Origin of the sequence: Paraburkholderia sp. RL18-085-BIA-A (assembly GCF_046027075.1) — a bacterium.
Taxonomy (GTDB): domain Bacteria; phylum Pseudomonadota; class Gammaproteobacteria; order Burkholderiales; family Burkholderiaceae; genus Paraburkholderia.
In genome coordinates, this window is record NZ_JARESU010000048.1 from 35,633 (window position 1) to 55,204 (window position 19,572).

General features: G+C 63.3%; 18 protein-coding genes. 13 read left to right on the plus strand and 5 right to left on the minus strand.

The window, feature by feature from the left end:
- The first annotated feature begins 118 nt into the window (after positions 1-118).
- Positions 119-787, plus strand: coding sequence for a M24 family metallopeptidase (locus P0D89_RS27460; RefSeq protein WP_408362666.1), 669 nt, complete (start codon positions 119-121; stop codon positions 785-787).
- A gap of 50 nt (positions 788-837) precedes the next feature.
- Here the strand turns inward: P0D89_RS27460 and P0D89_RS27465 are convergent, their stop codons facing one another.
- Both P0D89_RS27465 and P0D89_RS27470 read right to left on the minus strand, forming a co-directional pair.
- Positions 838-1,092 carry a hypothetical protein gene (locus P0D89_RS27465; protein WP_408362668.1) on the minus strand — a complete coding sequence of 85 codons (255 nt, stop codon included), beginning with the start codon at positions 1,090-1,092 and terminating at the stop codon, positions 838-840.
- Between the two features lie 71 nt (positions 1,093-1,163).
- On the minus strand, positions 1,164-1,415 hold the full coding sequence (locus P0D89_RS27470) for a hypothetical protein (RefSeq protein ID WP_408377497.1): 252 nt from the start codon (positions 1,413-1,415) through the stop codon (positions 1,164-1,166).
- A gap of 319 nt (positions 1,416-1,734) precedes the next feature.
- Between P0D89_RS27470 and P0D89_RS27475 the strand changes: the two genes are divergently transcribed.
- From P0D89_RS27475 to P0D89_RS27485, 3 genes are all read left to right on the plus strand, one after another.
- Positions 1,735-2,013: a hypothetical protein gene (locus P0D89_RS27475; protein WP_408362670.1), complete on the plus strand. Its 279-nt coding sequence runs from the start codon at positions 1,735-1,737 to the stop codon at positions 2,011-2,013.
- Positions 2,014-2,403: 390 nt separating this feature from the next.
- Positions 2,404-3,222, plus strand: coding sequence for a PepSY-associated TM helix domain-containing protein (locus tag P0D89_RS27480; protein WP_408362672.1), 819 nt, complete (start codon positions 2,404-2,406; stop codon positions 3,220-3,222).
- A 16-nt stretch (positions 3,223-3,238) separates the two neighbouring features.
- Positions 3,239-3,916: a dihydrofolate reductase family protein gene (locus tag P0D89_RS27485; RefSeq protein WP_408362674.1), complete on the plus strand. Its 678-nt coding sequence runs from the start codon at positions 3,239-3,241 to the stop codon at positions 3,914-3,916.
- Positions 3,917-4,005: 89 nt separating this feature from the next.
- Here P0D89_RS27485 and P0D89_RS27490 read toward each other — a convergent pair whose 3' ends face one another.
- Positions 4,006-4,776 carry a DUF4410 domain-containing protein gene (locus tag P0D89_RS27490; RefSeq protein WP_408362676.1) on the minus strand — a complete coding sequence of 257 codons (771 nt, stop codon included), beginning with the start codon at positions 4,774-4,776 and terminating at the stop codon, positions 4,006-4,008.
- Between the two features lie 159 nt (positions 4,777-4,935).
- On the opposite strand from P0D89_RS27490, the gene P0D89_RS27495 reads away from it, so the two are divergent.
- Complete coding sequence (locus tag P0D89_RS27495) at positions 4,936-5,214, plus strand: hypothetical protein (RefSeq protein WP_408362678.1); 279 nt, start codon at positions 4,936-4,938, stop codon at positions 5,212-5,214.
- Between the two features lie 238 nt (positions 5,215-5,452).
- Here P0D89_RS27495 and P0D89_RS27500 read toward each other — a convergent pair whose 3' ends face one another.
- The gene (locus P0D89_RS27500) at positions 5,453-5,893 is read right to left on the minus strand and encodes a hypothetical protein (protein ID WP_408362680.1); all 441 of its coding nucleotides are present in this window, start codon (positions 5,891-5,893) and stop codon (positions 5,453-5,455) included.
- Between the two features lie 364 nt (positions 5,894-6,257).
- Between P0D89_RS27500 and P0D89_RS27505 the strand changes: the two genes are divergently transcribed.
- Positions 6,258-6,680 carry a phasin family protein gene (locus P0D89_RS27505; protein ID WP_149670979.1) on the plus strand — a complete coding sequence of 141 codons (423 nt, stop codon included), beginning with the start codon at positions 6,258-6,260 and terminating at the stop codon, positions 6,678-6,680.
- Positions 6,681-7,130: 450 nt separating this feature from the next.
- Here P0D89_RS27505 and P0D89_RS27510 read toward each other — a convergent pair whose 3' ends face one another.
- Positions 7,131-8,321 carry a zinc-binding metallopeptidase family protein gene (locus P0D89_RS27510; protein ID WP_408362682.1) on the minus strand — a complete coding sequence of 397 codons (1,191 nt, stop codon included), beginning with the start codon at positions 8,319-8,321 and terminating at the stop codon, positions 7,131-7,133.
- Positions 8,322-8,633: 312 nt separating this feature from the next.
- Here P0D89_RS27510 and P0D89_RS27515 point away from each other — a divergent pair, with 312 nt between their 5' ends.
- The 7 genes from P0D89_RS27515 (at position 8,634) to P0D89_RS27545 (ending at position 19,570) form a co-directional block, all read left to right on the plus strand.
- On the plus strand, positions 8,634-12,122 hold the full coding sequence (locus P0D89_RS27515; protein ID WP_408377498.1) for a transglutaminase family protein: 3,489 nt from the start codon (positions 8,634-8,636) through the stop codon (positions 12,120-12,122).
- A 29-nt stretch (positions 12,123-12,151) separates the two neighbouring features.
- On the plus strand, positions 12,152-14,833 hold the full coding sequence (locus P0D89_RS27520) for a circularly permuted type 2 ATP-grasp protein (RefSeq protein WP_408362686.1): 2,682 nt from the start codon (positions 12,152-12,154) through the stop codon (positions 14,831-14,833).
- On the plus strand, positions 14,830-15,720 hold the full coding sequence (locus P0D89_RS27525) for a transglutaminase family protein (RefSeq protein WP_408362688.1): 891 nt from the start codon (positions 14,830-14,832) through the stop codon (positions 15,718-15,720). The genes P0D89_RS27520 and P0D89_RS27525 overlap by 4 nt, the downstream gene beginning before the upstream one ends.
- Positions 15,721-15,863: 143 nt before the next feature.
- Entirely contained in the window at positions 15,864-16,286 is a 423-nt protein-coding gene (locus P0D89_RS27530) for a MarR family winged helix-turn-helix transcriptional regulator (protein ID WP_408362690.1), read from the plus strand.
- A gap of 95 nt (positions 16,287-16,381) precedes the next feature.
- Complete coding sequence (locus tag P0D89_RS27535) at positions 16,382-16,804, plus strand: MarR family winged helix-turn-helix transcriptional regulator (protein ID WP_408362692.1); 423 nt, start codon at positions 16,382-16,384, stop codon at positions 16,802-16,804.
- An 83-nt stretch (positions 16,805-16,887) separates the two neighbouring features.
- Complete coding sequence (locus P0D89_RS27540) at positions 16,888-17,991, plus strand: HlyD family secretion protein (protein WP_408362694.1); 1,104 nt, start codon at positions 16,888-16,890, stop codon at positions 17,989-17,991.
- 7 nt (positions 17,992-17,998) lie between these two features.
- Positions 17,999-19,570: a DHA2 family efflux MFS transporter permease subunit gene (locus tag P0D89_RS27545; protein WP_408362696.1), complete on the plus strand. Its 1,572-nt coding sequence runs from the start codon at positions 17,999-18,001 to the stop codon at positions 19,568-19,570.
- The last annotated feature ends 2 nt before the right edge of the window (positions 19,571-19,572 follow it).

Consider the following 19,572-nt stretch of genomic DNA (forward strand, 5'->3'; position numbering starts at 1 on the left):
GACTTCACGGCGATTGTCGTCCTTTCTGACACACAGTGCCGCATAGTGAGCCTATGCGGCACGTAGACACCGGATCACCCGCTCGTTATATTCATCGGGATATAACCGGAGCGGATTGATGGACGCAGCAGCGAAGCAGGCGGTCGGAAGCAGATACGTGATCGACTCGATGAAACTCGCGAGGGACAAGACGTGGGAGGTGGTCGACCAGTTGCGCGCCGCCGTGCGGCCGGGCATGTTCGAATCGGAAGCTATCGCGCATTGCGAGAAACTACTGATCGAACTTGGCATGGACCGCATCTGGCATCCGGTTCTCGTGCGGTTCGGTGAAAACACGCTGAAAAAATTCAACCAGCGCTCCGACGGCGACTCGCGTCTCGAAGATGACGATATTTTTTTTATCGACCTCGGGGTCGTGTGGGACGCTCATGAAGGCGATGTGGGTGCGACCTTCGTAGTGGGCGATGATGCGCAGATGAAAGCATGCGCTGCCGCCGTGAAGACCGTGTTCGACGACGTCGAGCGGCATTGGCGCGAAACCGGCGCAGGAGGCAAAGCGCTATACGACTATGCGGCACAACGGGCTGACGCATTGGGTTGGCGTCTGAACCTGGACATCAAAGGCCATCGCGTCAGCGATTTTCCGCACGCAATTACAAGGCGGGCAATCTCGGCGATTTCGACCCGTATCCGGACCCCGGCTTATGGATACTCGAAATACAACTGGCGCATCCGACGCGACGATTCGGCGCGTTCTATGAAGACCTGCTCATATAAGCACTATTAGGAAAGCGCGCGGCATTCATTCACCCGAATCGCCCCGCGCTGGCCGATTCCCTATTCGACGATACCAATCAGATTGTCGATGTCTGTCTGAATACGTATTTGCGCTTCCAGCACGGCAGCGTCACGTGTATTGGCAACGAGTGGGAGCATTAATCCGGAGCCTTTGAATTCAGCCTGGAAATGCACCCATGCCGCGTATGAACAGACACCGGATGCCTTTTGCACGAGGTTGACGGTTACGTCGTAGGTGCGTTGCTTACCGTGCTTGCGGGTGTATTGAAAGCGGCTTAGTACGGGTTTGTACATCGCGTCTCCTTGCCTGGCCGATTGTGTTTGGCGCTATTGCGCCGGGATGCAAAGTGCTTTGGAGAGAGTCGTCAATTATGGGCCGTCTCGTCCACGGTTGATGATTTGCCGAATGGGCACCGAGGCATCGGCTCGCCATCCACCAAAGCACTCGCACAACGCACAGCAAACTCGTATGCACAGGCAGGGCTTGCGAACGGACCAAGATCACCCAGTGAGGTGGATTCGCCGTCTTCCTTCAAAATGCAGGCGCGGCCGACGAACATGTGACCATGTCTGATTGCGGACGCCTGGATTGCTGCGCCACGGTGAAACAGAACCATTGGATGTCCTCCTTTCGCGGATTGAAGAAAGGACATTGTAATGTTTCATTTTTGCGTGTGGTAAATGTTACCTTTTTGCATGAGGCGCTTACCTCAAGGATGTCAGCGGACAAAGCGCGGCGTCGGGCAATCAGCAGGTGGTGGCGGCAGGCATGCGGCACCGGTTCCCACACTAGGCGTGGCGTGCGCCGGGGTGCGCGCCGCTTGAACGGGGTGGCGATGAGCGGTTTCCCTACTTGAGACCGTTGAGACCGTCCTTGCGTGTATGATAATGATTCTCATTAATAAACTTGAATCGCGCACGCCGTTTCGTTGAACCATGGGGAATGTTTTGATCGTCGTGTCGGCATTGGCCGGCGCGTTGCTGTTCTATGTCAGCGCGCCAGGCCAGCGCTGGTTGCGCGCGCCGTGGCCTGCGCGACCGGCGCGCCTCGCGGCGACTATGTGCGTCGCGCTGTCGCTCGCTTGCGCGGCGCGTGCGTTGCTGCCGGCCACGTCGTTGTCGGTCGTCGTTACGACGCTGATGGCGAGCCTCACCTCGTATCCGTTCATCGGCGCGCTGATCGAACGCCGCCGTGCGCGGCGTGCCGGCCGATGACGCGCGCGTCCACGTCCCGGCGCGCAGCGACTTCGATCGAGCGCGGCCTGATGACGAAGTTCGTGGCCGGGGTAGTCGGCGGCTTCGGTTTGGCGATTGCGGCGAGTGCGCTGTTCACGCGGCTGTCGCCGGGCGGCCTGACGGCGGCAAGCAAGTTCCACGTGACGATGTGGCTTGTGCCGCCGCTGTGGATCGCGATCGCTTCCGCGTCGTTCATGTTTCGTAGTGGCGCGCGCGATCGGCTGGCTTGCGTTCGCCAATCTGGCCGCGTTTGCGCTGGTTGCGCTCTGTCAGCGCTGGCCGCTCTAGCGTTTAGCCCCTTCTTTCAGCCGCTTATTTTCAGCGTTGGCTTCGCGAGTGGTCCGCCGCCCGCTTCATCTCCGTTTCCACATGCGCAGCGACATTCTTCGCGTCTACAAGACCGTTCATACCTGGACCGGCATCGTCGCCGGTCTGCTGCTTTTCATCGCGTTCTACGCGGGCGCGCTCACGATGTTCAAGGACTCGCTGAGCGCCTGGACGACGCCGCCGGCCGTCGTCGACCTGCCGTCGGTGCCGCTCGGACGGGCCGATGCGTTGATCGAGCGCACGCTCGACGCGCATCCGGCCGCGCGCAAGCTGTTCACGCTGACGCTCGTCGACGAGGACCACGTGCGGCTTTCGTGGCAATCCGCGCCGGGGCAGCGCTGGGATGCGTGGCTCGACGAACAGGGTCAGGTGCACGCCGCGCAAAGCAAGCCCTCGGACGCGGCGCGCTTCATCGACTTGCTGCACATGACGGCAGGAGTGCCGGGCGGCTACGCCATCGGCGTGGGCGTGATGGGTGTGGTTTCGCTGCTGTACGGGCTCGCGCTGGTGTCCGGCGTGATCGTGCTGCTGCCGACGCTGGTGAAGGACCTGTTCGCTTTGCGCATCGGCAAGAATCTGAAGCGGATGTGGCTGGATGCTCACAATGCGGTCGGCATTCTGAGTCTGCCGTTTCATCTGGCGATGGCGTTGTCGGTGGTCGCGTTCGGTTTGAGCGACTATATCTTCGATGTGCAGGACAAGCTGATCTACGAGGGCGCGCTCAAGCCGATGATGGTCGCGCAAAACCCTTACTTCGCGAAGGCGCCGAGCAAAAGTACGTTTTGTGGAGCGTGTCTGTCGCTCCTGACCACCGCCGACTCGCGGAACGACCCTTGCTGCAAGGTTTCTTCATTGACCTGACACGGAGGCTCGACGCATGAAACCTTATATCGTCGCTCACATGATGTCGTCGCTCGACGGCCACAGTCTGACGGACGGCTGGCATCTCGACTACGCCACCGACCTGTACGAAAACACCGCAGCCGGTTTCGAAGCCGACGGCTGGATCTGCGGACGCGTGACCATGCAGGAGATTTCGCACGGCACCGATTACCCGAAAGGTCTCGCGAAGGGCGCGCTGCCGCGCACCGATCATCTCGTCGAACGCAAGGCGGCCCAGTACGCGATTTCGATCGATCCGCAGGGCCGCGTCGCGTGGAGCGGCAACACGGCGCTCAAGTCGCACGTGATCGAAGTGCTGACCGAACAGGTCGCCGACGACTACCTCGCGTACTTACAGTCGATCGGCGTGTCTTATCTGTTCGGCGGCAAGAGCGCGCTCGATCTCGATCGTGTGGTGCAGACGCTGGCGCGCGAACTCGGCGTGAAGAAGCTGATCGTCGAAGGCGGCTCGCATGTGAGCGGGGCGTTCGTGAACGCGGGACTCGTCGACGAAGTGAGCGTGCTGATCCTGCCGCTGGTGGATGGGCGCAGCGAGCATCCCTCTTCATTCGAAGTGTCGATGGACAACTGGCGGGCGCCTGCGTATCTGAAGCTGACATCGGTCGAGAAAACGAAACACGATGCGGTGTGGCTGCGCTATACGAAAGCGTGAATGAAATGAAACGCGCGGCAGGGTGGAAATTAGCTCCACGCTGCCGCGCCGTGTTTCACACGTGCCCGGAACTGACCGGGCGTGGTCGATCAACTCTTCGTATGCGCTGTCGACAACCATCCGCCGTCGACGCCGATCTGTGCGATCTGTTTGGCCACCGCATCGCCGAGGCGCTTCGCGTCCGATGACACGCCGGCCCGTTTGGTTTCGGATACGGCGTGTAAGCCGCCGCCCACTGCCGCCGTCGTCGCGATGGCGCCTGCGGCCGCGCCCACGCCCGCGGTTTCGGCCATACCCGGCGCCTTGCCGCTGTCCGAGTCGGCGGTGAAGCTTTGCACGAGACGCGGCGTGCCGCCGGCGGGCTTATACAGAATCTGCACCGCGCTGCTCACCTGGCTCTTGCCCGCGCCGAGACCAATCAGCACCCGGCGGCGGCGGTTGCCGGAGTCGATCGTATCGAAGCTGCCTTGCACGAGCAGCACGTTCTGGTCAGCGGGCGCGGGGACATCCGCGCGAATCGCATGCAGACCCAGCGCCTGCAGTTGATGCACGATTTCGTCGGCGACCTGCTCGCGTACCTGGTCCGCTTCCGCGACCTGCTTCTGCTCCGCCGACGAATCGCCGCCGTGCGCTTTCAATTTCTGCAGCATGCCGCCGCCGTCGAGTTTGACCTGATCGGGATTGGCGTCGAACGTGTAGACATAGATGGTGTCCGGGCGCACTTGCGGCTGCGCGCTCGCTTCGCTCGTGTTTCTGATGCTGCTGCCGGCGCAACCGGTCAGCAACGCCGTGCAGCAGACCATCGCCACGCAGACCAAACGGGTGGCGTTCTTTTTGAGGAAATTCACTGAAGTCAACATGTTCATCCTGTCGTCGGCACGCGGTGCCGGAATGTTCGAACGTATCAGCCGATGATCGGGCAACCGTGGGATCGTTGATCATCGGCGAACGTATTCGCACGTGAAGCACCCTTGATCTCATGCGTCCTTGTTTCGTACGCACCGGCAGCGAAACGAAGTATGGGCAAATCGCTCGCCGAACTCCATTCAGCAATTATTTCGAGTGATGTCACGCGCAAAAGCGGCGACGTGCGCGGTTGTGTGGCGCGAGAAGAAAGCGGATGGGCCGTGCCAGAAGTGGCGTGCGAGTGGTGCTCAGCCTTGGCGGCGAGCGGGGTGAAGCGGTGCCATCGCGCGCGGTGCGCCGCGAAAATCGCGTATCAGTTCAAGGCAAGCTTGACGATGCAGCCCAGAACGAAGATGAGCAGCGCGGCGGCGACCAGCAGATTCAACGGATAGCGCATTCTTCACAGTCCCTGGCATGTCAGTGCTGTAATGCTAGCCACCTGGCGGAAGATGAAAAAGTGGGCAGTGAGGCAATAATGTGGGACAGCCAACGCAGCGAGTCGAACGCATGCGCGACTCGGGGAGGGTGACGCTTCCAGGCCTGAGTGAGGGCGTTGAATAGCGCCGCGCCGCTTTTAACAGCGACGCGGCGCAAGCGCTCGTAGCGAACGGATGTGCGTGACGAACGAACTTATTGCGGTTGCGCCGGCGCACCATGTGGCGCCTTGTTCGCCGCAGTCAGGTCTTCCGCGAGACTAGTGCGCAGCGTCGCGATTGCCTGCTCCGGATTGGCGGGCTTCAACTGCTCGCGAGCCAGTGAATCATAGATGTAGTGGCGCAGCAACGGGTCCTGCGTCTTGCTCAGCACGTCGTGATACACCGCGACTATGTCACCCGGATGTCCGCTCATCGCATAGAGGCGGCGCAGTTGCTCCAGATCGTTGATCACCGCGAAGCTCGGACCCCTCGGACCCATCATCGGGCCCATCGCGCGATGCGGCGGCGCTCCGTCGCCGCGCGGCGACTCGCCGTGCATCTGGGGGGCTGGCGGTGATGCCTCCTGCGCGAATGCAGCCGTTGCAGTCACGCCCAGAATGGTGGCCAGGGCCGCGCCGAAAATTGCTTTTTTCATGATCTCGCTCCCATCGAGACAACGCCGGCGCCACAGTGCGCCGGCACATGAGCAACGATAGTCGACATGCGGATTCGTAGGGTTACTGAAGCCCTCAAGTAACTTTCCAAACCTTGCATGAGCCGCGGCCGCTGACGTCAATGCCCATGCGAGGTCCGTGGAAAGGCTGCCCGGTGAGCCAGGGTGAGGACCGCTGGCGCAATGTTTCCGGATAGCGCATGATTGGGCCAATGTGCCGTCCGACCCCAGAAGCAGCAAGCCTTGACGGGGTGTGCGGCGCACGAAGCCGCCGTTGCATCCGTCACGCAATCACGTCGCGGCGCTGCACCGCCGGGGAGTATTCAACCGTTAAGGAGGATTTCGCATGGACCGACCTGACGCCGCCAATCCGTTTGGCGATTTCACCAAAATGCTGGAGCAGTTCAAGCTCCCTGGCTTCGACGTACCCGCCATCATGGAAGCGCGACGCAAGGATGTGGAAGCCCTGGTTCAGGCGAATCAGACGGCATTCCAGGGCATGCAGTCGCTCGCGCAGAAGCAGGCCGACATGTTGCGCGCGACGCTGAGCGAATTGCAGTCGCTGACCGGGCAGTTGTCGGCCGGTGGCGCGGCGCCTTCGGCGAAAACCGCCGAGCTGATCCAGCAGAGCCTGCACAAGTCGCTCGCCGACATGCAGCAACTCGCGCAAGCCGCGTATCAGACGCAGGCGGAGTCTTATGCGGTGATCGCAAAACGCGTAGAAGAAAACGTGCAGGAACTGAAGTCGCTCCTGCAGCAGAAAAAGTAACGACAGCGTCGAAATCGCTCGCTTCGAGCGTGACGCGTTTCGTTGCCGGTAGTCCATGCCGCGAACGACCGACATCGTTCGCGGCATTTTTTTGCGCTGCTTCACATGTGCTGAACGCAACGTTGAGGCTGCCGTTTCTCTCCGCACGAAAAGGCTTCTTGGCGTTTCTCGTCAGAGGAAAGCGGTGTAGGCGCACGCTTTTTGCAATAACTGTTTACATCGAATCGCGCGATGCGGCTCGCGTGAATATTTTTCCCTGGCGCGCTGTCATGCTCTTGCGACTGTTCGCTCCAAACGCGCCATCACTCGAAGACAGGCGCGGAACCAGCGCCCCGGTTGGTTTCTGCATTGACTGAATCAAGCCCGCTGCTGGTGGGCCCGGCAATGGGTTTTCATGGGCCGGTGGCGAGGCGCCACGAGCGCTTAGGTTACGCGGGCCTCCCGGCTGAACTAGCGAGGCTGGGAGGTCGTTTGGTCGGGCACTGCGTTGCCTGCGGTGGCCCCGGCATTGGTCGTTTGCCTCGTATCTGTCGCTGCGGTTTGCCCGGCCGGTCGTGCCCCAGCGGTCAGCACCGCCGCCTTATCACTGGCCGCCGCAATCACCCGATGCACGAAGCGCAGCTTGTCCACCACCGGCGCGGCCAGCGTGAACGGATAACCGTCCTTCATCCCAAGACTGCGGTTCAAGCTGTTCAACGCGTAAGTGAGCGGGAACCAGCGCTTCATCAGATTCTCGAAGCTGGCATCCTCGACCGGCGTGCGGTCCGTGAGCGTGGGCTCGCGCGGATCGTCGGGCAGCAGCGCGAGACCGTACGAAGTCGACGTATCCAGCACGTCGACGATCAACATGTAGTGCGCCCATGTCTCCGCCCAATCCTCCCACGGATGCATCGTCGCATACGCGCTGATGTACGACGCCTGCCAGTCGGCCGGCGCGCCGTTGCGATAGTACGCGTTCAGCGCCTCGCCGTAGTCGGCGCGCTCGTTGCCGAACAGCTTGCGGAACGGTTCGATCCAGCGCGGATCGCCCTGCACCAGCTGGTCGAAGTAGTAGTGGCCGGTCTCGTGGCGGAAGTGGCCGAGCAGCGTGCGATACGGCTCGCCCATCGAGGTGCGCACCTTCTCGCGATGCGCGTCGTCGGCTTCCGCGATGTTCAGCGTGATCAGCCCGTCGTCGTGACCGGTCATCACACGCGAACCATCGCCGCCGTCCTCGAGGAATTCGAACGCGAGGCCATGCTCGGGGTCCGCCTGGCGCGACTTCACGCCGACGCCCAACTCGCCCAGCGTGTAAAGCAGCCGCCGCTTCGCCACTTCCATGCGATACCAGTAAAGCCGGTTATCCGGCGCGCTCAGATTCGGAATCGTGAGGGTCAACTGGCACGCGGGGCACAAGGTGTCGGGCGAGTCGGCGGGGATCATCCAGTTGCAGATGTTTTCGATCGCGTAGTTGTGACACTGGCGAAACAGCGCGCCGTCCGCGCGCGGATGAAGGCTCCGCCAGCGTCCCTCGCCTGCCTCTTCGAACGCGCTGATTTCCGCCAGTTCCGGAACGTAGCCGAGCAACGACTCGCAACGTTCGCAGCGAACGTTTTCGAAAAAAACGAGTTGCGAGCAGCGATTGCAGTGGAAGGTTTTCATCGGTCGAGCCTGGTTGGTGGGGCGGTTATGAGCGCAAACATGCCGCAATCTTCATGCCGCAATTGCCAGATGTCACTGCTTTAACGCACAGTATGTGCAGGATCGTGCACGGGGTGCTGCGCCGCTTTGGTGCAGGGCCTGGCGGCATGGGAGGCACGCTGCGTTTCGCAAGCCCGGCCGCAGCGCCGGCCATTGACGGGGAACTTCGCGGCAAGCGGTGATCCGGCAATACCCACGTGTCACGCGGTTTTTTGTTCAACGGCATGAAGCTTGCTTTTTGGCGGGCTGCCATCCTTCGTCCAGGAGTCCGGTGTGTCCATACGCGTCGCATTGCATCACGTCACACATTACCGCTACGACAGGCTGGTTTCGCTATCGCCCCAGGTCGTGCGTCTTAAGCCTGCGCCGCATTGCCGGACCCCGATCCTGTCCTATTCGATGCGGGTCGAGCCGGCCGAACACTTTATCAACTGGCAGCAGGACGCATTCGCCAATTACCAGGCGCGCCTCGTGTTTCCCGAGAAGACGCGCGAATTCAAGGTGACCGTGGATCTGGTCGCCGAGATGGCCGTTTATAACCCGTTCGACTTCTTTCTCGAACCGTCGGCCGAGCAATTCCCGTTCGACTACGCGCCCGGCCTCGCACTGGAACTCGCGCCGTATCTGATCAAGCGGCCGATGACCCCGCGCTTCGCCGAGTTCGTCGCGAGCATCGACCGCACGCCGACCGTCACCGCCGACTTCCTCGTCGCGTTGAACCAGCGGCTGCAACGCGAGATCCGCTATCTGATCCGGATGGAGCCGGGCGTGCAGACGCCCGAGGAAACGCTCGTGAGCGCCGCGGGCTCGTGCCGGGATTCGGGCTGGCTGCTGGTGGAGACCTTACGGCAACTGGGGCTGGCCGCGCGCTTCGTGTCCGGCTACCTGCTGCAACTCGCGCCCGACGTCAAATCCATCGACGGACCGAGCGGCACCGAAGTCGACTTCACCGACCTGCACGCGTGGTGCGAGGTGTACCTGCCGGGCGCGGGCTGGATCGGCTTCGATCCGACCTCCGGTCTGCTCGCGGGCGAAGGGCACCTCCCGGTCGCCTGCACGCCCGAGCCGGGCAGCGCGGCGCCGATCTCCGGCGCGGTCGACGAATCCGAAGTCGAGTTCGACCACACGATGTCGATCGAACGGGTGCTGGAGACGCCGCGCGTCACGCGGCCGTACAGCGAAGCGGTCTGGAGCGATGTGCTGAAGATGGGCGAGCAGGTCGACCAGCAACTCGCCGACATGGACGTGCGCCTCACGATGGGCGGCGAGCCGACCTTCGTGTCGGTGCGCGATCGCGACGCCGCCGAGTGGAATACCGACGCGCTCGGTCCGACCAAGCGCGGCTACGCGGTCGCGCTGATGGAGAAGCTGCGTGCGCGTTACGGCGCGAACGGCTTCCTGCATATCGGCCAGGGCAAGTGGTATCCGGGCGAGCAGTTGCCGCGCTGGGCGATGTCGCTCTATTGGCGCGCCGACGGCGAGCCCTGCTGGCACAACCCGGCGCTGTTCGCCGACGAACGCGAGCCAGGCCGCTACACCGCCGGCGACGCGCAACGCTTCCTTGCGCATCTCGCGGGGAAGCTGTCGCTCGACAAGGAATGCATTCAGCCCGGTTTCGAAGACGTCTGGTACTACCTGTGGCGCGAGCGCCGTTTGCCGGTCAACGTCGATCCGTTCGACGCGCGCCTCGACGACGAGCTGGAGCGTGTGCGCTTGCGTCGCGTGTTCGATGCGGGCTTGAGCGGCGCGACCGGCTATGTGCTGCCGCTCGCGCGCGAGCGCGACGTGCCGGACGAAGCGCCGAAGTGGGTCAGCGGCCGCTGGTTCTTCCGCGAAGAACGCATGTACCTGATCCCCGGCGACTCGCCGATGGGATACCGGCTGCCGCTCGACTCGCTGCCGTGGGTGTCGAAGACCGACTATCCGTATCAGCACGCGCACGATCCGTTCGCGCCGCCGGTGCCGCTGCGCTCGGCCGCGCAATTGCGCAGGCAATACGACAGTGAAGAACTTGCCGCGAGCCAGTCCCCGACCCTTGCCGAGAAGCGGCGGGCGGCCGCGTTGTCGCTGTCGGCGGGGGATCTGCTGAGCGGCATGGCGGGCAGCGGTGCGCTGGCCTACACGCGTCATCAGTCTGGCGATGAAGCGCCACCGGCGCCCGGGGAGTCGTCGAAGGAGACGCTGCGCACGGCGATCTGCGTCGAGGCGCGCGACCCCAAACGCGCGGCCGGTCCGAAAGCCGAAACGGATGCGTTCGGCAGCGGCCGCACGTTGCTGCATGTGTTCATGCCGCCGCTCACCGAACTCGACGGTTATCTCGACCTGCTCGCCGCTGTCGAAGCGACGGCGGCCGAGTTGAAGATGCAGGTCGTGCTCGAAGGCTATCCGCCGCCGCGCGACGCGCGCCTGAAAATGCTGCAGGTGACGCCGGACCCCGGCGTGATCGAAGTGAACATTCATCCCGCTGCGAACTGGGCGCAACTGGTCGATCACACCGAGTACCTGTATGAGTCGGCGGCGCACAGTTATCTAAGCAGCGAGAAGTTCATGACCGACGGGCGGCACACCGGCACCGGCGGCGGCAATCACCTCGTGCTCGGCGGCGCGACGCCCGCCGACAGTCCGTTCCTGCGCCGGCCCGATCTGCTCGCGAGTCTGATCGCGTACTGGCACAACCATCCGTCGCTGTCGTATCTGTTCTCCGGCCTCTTCATCGGGCCGACCAGCCAGGCACCGCGTATCGACGAAGCGCGCAACGACCAGGTCTACGAACTCGAAGTCGCGTTCCGCGAGTTGCAGCGGCAGATCGACCTGCTCGGCGGCCGTGACAGCGCGAACCTGCCCGCGTGGATGATCGATCGCTCGTTGCGCAACATCCTGATCGACGTGACCGGCAATACACATCGCGCCGAGTTCTGCATCGACAAGCTCTATTCGCCCGACGGTCCGACCGGACGCCTCGGCCTGCTCGAATTGCGCGGCTTCGAAATGCCGCCGCACGCGCGCATGAGTCTCGTGCAGCAGTTGCTGCTGCGCGCGCTGGTGGCGCGCTTCTGGAACACGCCGTACACGCAGCGGCTCACGCGCTGGGGCACCGAACTGCATGACCGCTTCCTGCTCGGCACCTTCGTGAAGATGGATTTCGACGACGTGCTCGACGAACTGAACCGAGCAGGCTTCGCATTCGACAGCAGCTGGTTCGCGCCGCACTTCGAATTCCGTTTCCCGCTGGTCGGCGCGACCACGGTGAACGGCGTCTCGCTGACGATCCGCAATGCGCTCGAACCCTGGCACGTGATGGGCGAAGAAGGCTCGGCGGGCGGCACGGTGCGTTATGTGGATTCGTCGGTGGAGCGGCTCGAAGTGCGCGCGCTGGGTCTGAACGGCGACCGCCATGTGCTGACCGTCAACGGCGTGCCGCTGCCGTTGCAGCCGACCGGCCGCGTCAGTGAATACGTGGCTGGGGTTCGCTATCGCGCATGGTCGCAACCGTCGGCGCTGCATCCGACCATCGGCGTGGACGCGCCGCTCACTTTCGATCTGGTCGACACCTGGACCGGCCGCTCGGTGGGCGGATGCCAGTATCATGTCGCACATCCGGGCGGGCGCAACTACCAGACCTTCCCGGTCAACGCCTATGAGGCGGAAAGCCGGCGGCGCGCACGTTTCTTCGCGTCGGGTCATACGCCGGGGCCGCTCACGGTCGGCATGCCTCAGCGCAGTCTGGAGTTTCCGTTCACGCTCGATCTGCGCTACTGGTGAAACCCGCACACTTCTGAAACGACACGATCTTGGCTTTTCAATCGACTTTTCCCTTCGAAGCGTCCACGGCGCATGCGGATGCTTCGTCCCTGTTGCGGCTGTTGCCGGGCTACGACGGACATTGGGACGAGTTGCGCGACGAGTCGGGCGCGCTGCGTGAACCGTGGCGGCAATTCTTCGAGCGCCTGGGCGCGGACGGCGTCGCGCGGCTGGAAGATCACTGCGCGTCGGTCGCGCAGCAGATCCGCGACAACGACATCAGCTACAACGTCTACGCGGATAAAGGCGAGTCCCGCCCGTGGGCGCTCGACCTGTTGCCGTTCCTGATCAGCGAGGACGAGTGGGCGCACATCGAGCGCGGCGTCACGCAGCGCGCGCATCTGCTCAATGCGATCGTCGCCGATATCTACGGGTCGCAGACCTTGCTCGCGCGCGGCCAACTGCCGCCCGCGCTGGTGTTCGGCCATCCCGGCTATCTGCGCCCGGTGAAGGGATTCATGCCGCCGGGCGGCCAGTTCCTGCAAGTGGTCGCGGTCGATCTCGCGCGCACGCCAGGCGGCGAGTGGACCGTGATGGCGCATCGCACCGAGGCGCCGTCGGGTCTCGGTTACGCGCTGGAAAACCGGCTGATCGTGTCGACGCTGTTCGCCGATCCGTTCCGTTCGATGCGCGTGAGCCGCCTCGCGCCGACCTATTCGCAACTGATCGCGACGCTAGCCCAATCGGCGCAGTCCACGATGCGTCACAGCGATCACGACGGTTCCTCTGCCGAGTCGTCGCCGCATATCGCACTGCTCACGCCGGGGCCGTACAGCGAGACCTATTTCGAGCACGTGTTTCTCGCGCGCTATCTCGGTGTCACGCTGGTCGAAGGCAAGGACCTGACCGTGCGCGACGACATGCTTTATCTGAAGACGCTGGCCGGGCTCGAACGCGTGCATGTCGTGCTGCGCCGCCTGGACGACGCCTTCTGCGACCCCGTCGAACTGCGCGCCGATTCGAGCATCGGCGTGCCCGGCCTGTTGCAGGTGATGCGCGCGGGCAATGTGATCGTGTCGAACGTGCCCGGCTCGGGCTTTGTCGAGTCGCCGGCGATGCACGGCTTTCTGCCGGGCATCGCCGAAGTGCTGCTCGACGAAGATCTCGTGCTGCCGAGCGTCGCGACCTGGTGGTGCGGCGAAAAGGCGGCGCGCGAGCATGCGTTCGAGCGGCTCGACGAAGCGTTCATCGTGCCGACGTGGCCGATGGCCGGCCGCGATGCGCCACCCGGCGTCGATCAGGGCAGGCAGAAGCTGGCGGCATGGCGCGAGCGTATCGAAGCGATGCCCGACACCTACACGATCCAGCAGGTGCAGCACTTTTCCTGCACGCCGCGTTACGAGGACGGCACCATCGGCCGCCGTCCTTCCGTGCTGCGCGTCTATGCAATTGCCGATTTCAACGGCGGCTGGCATGTGATGCCTGGCGGCTTCACGCGGATGGCCGCGGAACGCCAGGCGACGGTGTCGATGCAATACGGCGGCAGCAGCGTGGATACCTGGGTGCTGTCGAGTCAGCCGACTTCGACGTTCACGCTGCTGCCGTCGCCGATGCAACCGGGCGACCTCGCGCGCAAGCATCGCACCGTGTCGAGCCGTGCGGCGGAAAATCTCTTCTGGGCGGGCCGTTACGGCGAACGCGCGGAGAACAACGTGCGGCTATTGCGGCTGATTCTCGGCTCGCTGGAAAGCAACGACGCCGACGCGATGTTTCCGACCCTGGTCGAACTCGCGATGCAATGCGGCCTCGTGCAATCCGGCGACATGCGCTCGCCGCATTCGCCGCAAGCGTTCGAACGCGCGCTGGTCGCGAATCTGAGCGAGAGCACCGGGCCCGCGGGCATCGGCCAGAACCTGAATTGCCAGGCGCGCTCGAATGGCGAAGTGCGTGGGCGGCTGTCGAATGATCACTGGCGCACGATTCTCGCGGCGCGCAACGACTTCCGTGATGGGTTGCAGGCGCTGATGCCGGTTGGCGGGTTTGGTGGCGGGGTATCGCAAGGCAATGGCAACGGGAATGGCGAGGGCGGCGGCAACGGCAGCGCAGGCGCGAATGGCCGTGGCGCACGCTACGACCGTTATGACCGCGTAACCCTCGTCAATGCGCTCGAACGGCTGTCGGTGCAACTGTCGGCGATCAGCGGTGCGCAAGGCGACCGCATGACGCGCGACGAAGCCTGGCGTCTGCTGTTCGTCGGGCGTCACATCGAGCGCGTGTCGGCGATGACGTCGTTCTTGCGCGTGATCGCCGACAACGGCCAGCTTGCGACACCCGCCGGTTTCGATCTGCTGCTGCAACTGTTCGACAGCACGCTGACGTACCGCTCGCTGTATCCGGGCCGCTTCGAAGTGCCCGCGTTGCTCGACCTGCTGGTGATCGAGCCGACCAATCCGCGCGGTATTTACGGCGTGTATGAGCGTCTGCGCAACAAGCTCGATGAAATCGCGGTGGCGGCGGGCAGCGTGCGGCATCGTCCGTTCGCGGAGCTGATGCCGCACGCGAACGCGTTGCCGTCGCTGGCGGCGCTGTGCGAGGTCGACGACAACGGCGCATACGACAAGTTGATCGCGGTCTGCGATCAGATCGGCGGGTTTGTCGGCGCGGCCGCGCATGAGATCAGCGCGCGCTATTTCAGTCACGCGAGCACGGTTGCTTCACAGGTGTGGTCATGAAGAACGCGCCGACTGTGCTGTCCGTTTCGCATCGCACGACTTACCGCTATTCCACCTATGTGGAGACCGCGCAGCATCTCGCGACGATCCGGCCGATCGCCTGTGCGTGGCAGCGGGTGGTCTCGCACAGCGAGCGGATCGAACCGGAGCCGTCGTATCTGAACAGCCGCATCGATGCGTTCGGCAATGACGTGCTGTACTTTGCGCTGGATGCGCCGCACGAGCGCCTGCAGCTGGTCAGCGAAACGACCGTGTCGCTCACACCGCGCTGGACCGACCTCGATCCCGACGCCACGCCCGGATGGGAAGAGGTGGCCGATGCTCTGCAGTTTCGCGTCGGCGGGCAGTTCCGGCCCGAGGTGGAGTTCTGTTTCGCGTCGCCGAATATCGTGCCGCGGCCGTCGCTGCGCGCTTATGCGCTGCCCAGCTTTCCGCCGGACCGGCCCATCGCCGCGGGCGCGATCGATCTGATGCATCGGATTCACGATGACTTTGTGTACAAGCCTTCGGCGACGATGTTCGATACGCCCGCCGAGCGCGCGTTCGAATTGAAGAGCGGCGTGTGTCAGGACTTCGCGCAGGTGATGATCGGCTGCTTGCGTTCGCTTGGTTTGCCGGCGCGCTATGTCAGCGGTTACCTGCGCAATGATCCGCTGCCGGGGCAGCCCCGTTTGATCGGCGCGGACGCGTCGCATGCGTGGGTGTCGGTGTATTGCCCCGGCGGCGGCTGGATCGATCTCGATCCGACCAATGACGTGCTGGCCGATACCGATCACGTGACGCTTGCGATCGGCCGCGACTACAGCGATGTGTCCCTGCTGCGCGGGACGATTCTCGGTGGCGGTGAGCATGGTGTGGAAGTGGGGGTGACGGTGATTGCGCTTTAAGGCCTGGCGGCGCAATTTCGAACAACCGTATGTATGGATCGCTGCTACCCGGGTCGTGCTTGCCCATTGCGTCGACCACGTCAACCGCGCGTCGAATCAAAATAAACTTGACTCTGTGCGTATGCACATATAGACTGCGCAGCATGACCCGTCCTATCTCTTACGACGAATGCAACTGCTTCGCGCTGCGGCAGGCGGCGCGGCACGTTACGCAAATCTACGAGCGCCATCTCGGGGCTGTAGGGCTGACGGCTGCGCAATTCACGATTCTCGCCAAGCTCGCACGCAAGCCGAACCTGCCGATGGCGGACCTTGCGGACGCCATGGTGATGGAGCGCACCACGCTGGTCCGCGCAATGAAGCCGTTGCAGCGCGACGGTCTGGTGCTTGCGGAATCGGCGGAGCACGACGGCCGCACCTTTCTGTTCAGTTTGACTGAGAAGGGCGAAACCACGTTCGATCAGGCCACCATTGCGTGGCGCGCCGCGCAGGAGGAGTTCGAGAAGAAGTTCGGGGCGGCGCGCGCGAAGGCGCTGCGCGCTGAGTTGTTCGGCATCACCGGTTAGTTTTGCCGCACGCGCTCGTATTGACGAGCGGCGATGCGTCCGTGTATGTGCGTATGCACTCGTAAATGACGAAGCGCAGCGGAGGAAGTGCAGCAATGGATGGCCTATTGGACGACGACTGTTTTGCGATCCGCCAGGCCGCGCGTTACGTGTCGCAGCTTTACGACCGGCATCTGGCGAAAGTCGGCCTGACGATTACGCAGTTTTCGCTATTGGGCCGGCTCAAACGCACTGGCCCGATGACGATGAAGCAAATGGCCGAAGCGATGCGCATGCAGCGCACCACCCTGGTCCGCACGATCCAGCCGCTGCGCCGCAACGGGCTGGTGTCGAGCGAGACACTCGGCAGGGATCCGCGGACGCTGTCGATTGCGCTGACGGCCGCAGGTGAAGCGCGGCTGAAGGCGGGGGGCGAGCATTGGCATGCCGCGCAAGCCGAATTCGAGCACCGCTTCGGCGAACAGCGCGCGGCCGCGTTGCGCGACGAGCTGTTTGCGATCACGCGGGATGCAATCTGAAGAGTCGCTTGTAGCAGTAACGGAGGCCGGCGCCACGCGCCGTTTTTTTTAACGCAAAGAGTGCATACGCACATATCGACATCATGTCCACTACACCTTCGACTGTCGTCCCGCCGAGCGCGGTGCATACCGCCAAACCGGCACGGCGCATTCCGTGGATGCTGCTCGCCATCCTCTCGGTGCTCGTCGCGCTGGCGCTCGCCGCGTCGTACTGGTTCTTCGTCGGCCGCTTCGTCGAAACGACCGACGACGCGTACGTGGGCGGCGACGTGACCGTGATGGCGCCGAAGGTGAACGGCTTTGTCACCGACGTGCTCGTGCAGGACAACCAGTTTGTCCGCGCGAACCAGGTGCTGATCCGCCTCGACGCGCGCGATTACGACGCGCGCCTCGCGCAAGCCAGCGCGGAAGTGCAGAGCGCGCAAGCCGCGGTCACCGAATTGCAGGCGAAGAAGTTGTTGCAGCTCGCGACCATCAACGAACAGGCCGCCGAGGTGCGGGCTTCCGGTGCCGAGTTGACGCGCAGCGCGGCGGACCAGACGCGTTACCGCGAACTCGTGAAGGACGATGCCGTATCGAATCAGGTGGTCGAGCGGGCCGATGCCGATGTGACCAAGGCGCACGCCGCGGTCGATCGCAGCAGCGCTGCGCTGATTGCGGCGCAACGCCAGATCGCCGTGCTCGATGCGCAGATCGGCGACGCCCAGGCGCGCATTGCCACTGCGCAGGCAGCGCAGCGTGTCGCCGCATTGAACGTGGAGTACACGACGATTCGTTCGCCCATCGACGGCTATATCGGCAATCGCACCGCGCGCGTCGGGCTGCTGGCGAACACTGGCGTGTCGCTGCTGACGGTGGTCCCTTCCAGCGGACTGTGGATCGACGCGAACTTCAAGGAAGACCAGTTGAAGAAGATGCGCGTCGGCGATGAAGTCGATGTCGATCTGGACGCATCGAGCAAGCGGCTTCGCGGCGTGGTGGAGAGCCTTGCGCCCGCCACCGGCGCGACCTTCAGCGTGTTGCCCGCGGAAAACGCCACCGGCAACTTCACGAAGATCGTGCAGCGCGTGCCGGTGCGCGTGCGCCTTAACGTACCGAAGGACATGCGAGGCGTGCTGCGGCCGGGCCTCTCCGCAACCGTGAAGGTGCATGTCGACGACGCCAGCAACGCGCCGCAGCGCGGATGAGCCGATCATGACTCAGCTTCTCGACAATCCCGCCGATCAGCCGACCCGCACCAAGGTCTTTGCGTTCACGCTGATGTGCGTCGGCTTCTTCATGGCAACGCTCGATATCCAGATCGTGGCATCTTCGCTCCGGGACATTGGCGGCGGCTTGTCCGCTAGCCAGGACGAACTCTCGTGGGTGCAGACTTCGTATCTGATTGCCGAAATCATCGTGATCCCGATGTCCGGCTGGCTCACGCGTGTGTTTTCGACGCGCTGGCTATTCACGTTCTCCGCGTTCGGCTTCACGGTCACCAGCATGCTGTGCGGTCTCGCATGGGACATCAACTCGATGATCCTGTTTCGCGGTTTGCAAGGCGCGCTCGGCGCCGCGATGATTCCGACGGTCTTCACCACCGCCTTCGTGCTGTTTCCCGGCAAACAGCGGCTGATCGCGTCCACCACGATCGGCGCGCTGGCGTCGCTCGCGCCGACGATCGGTCCGGTGATCGGCGGCTGGATCACGTCGCAATGGTCGTGGCACTGGCTGTTCTATTTGAATCTCGTGCCCGGCGTTGCCGTCACGCTGATGGTGCCGAAATATGTTCACATCGACAAAGTCGATCTTTCGCTGCTGAAAAAGGGCGACTACCTCGGCATTCTGCTGATGTCCGGCTTTCTCGGTTGCCTCGAATACGTGCTCGAAGAAGGTCCGCGCAAGAACTGGTTCGGTGACGACGTGATCGTTCTGTGCGCGTGGGTAGCGGCAATCTGCGGGTTTCTTTTCCTCGTGCATGCGTTCACGGCGAAAGAGCCGATTGTCGATTTGCGCGCGCTGGCGGTGCGCAACTTCGGTATCGGCAGCTTGCTGTCGTTCATCACGGGGATCGGGATTTTCTGCACGGTGTTTCTGACACCGGTGTTTTTGGCGCGAGTACGTGGCTTCGATTCTTTGCAGATCGGCCTGGCGTTGCTGTCGGTCGGCTGTTTTCAATTGCTGGCGTTGGCTGCGTATTCGGTGCTGGCACGCATTGTCGATATGCGCTTGCTAATGGTGTTCGGGCTCCTGTTGTTCGGTATCGGCTGCTATCTGTATGTGCCGTTGACGAGTCAATGGGGCTGGCAGCAGTTGCTGATTCCGCAGGCGCTGCGCGGCATCGGCCAGCAGTTCTGTATTCCGCCGATTGTCACGATGGCGTTGGGGGCGTTGCCGCCGTCGCGGCTTCGCTCCGCGAGCGGCCTCTTCAATCTGATGCGCAATCTCGGCGGCGCGATTGGGATCGCGGTGAGCAGCACGATGCTCAACGATCGCTTGAACTTTCATTACGAGCGGCTCGACGAGCACCTGAACACAGGCCGCCCGGTGGTCGAGTCGTTGTTGCAGAAGCAGGCCGACTATTTCGCGGCGATTGGCGGAGACGTGCTGAATGCGGCCAACGCGGGACTCGACCAGCTGCACGCGTTGCTGATGCGTGAAGCGCTCGTGCTCACTTTCTCCGACGCGTTTTTCGTCGTGTCGCTCTGTTTCGTGGTCGGTTTGCTGAGCGTGCTGTTCTCGCGCCCGTTCGGCAACACCGCACCGCCGCCCGACGCTCATTGAGG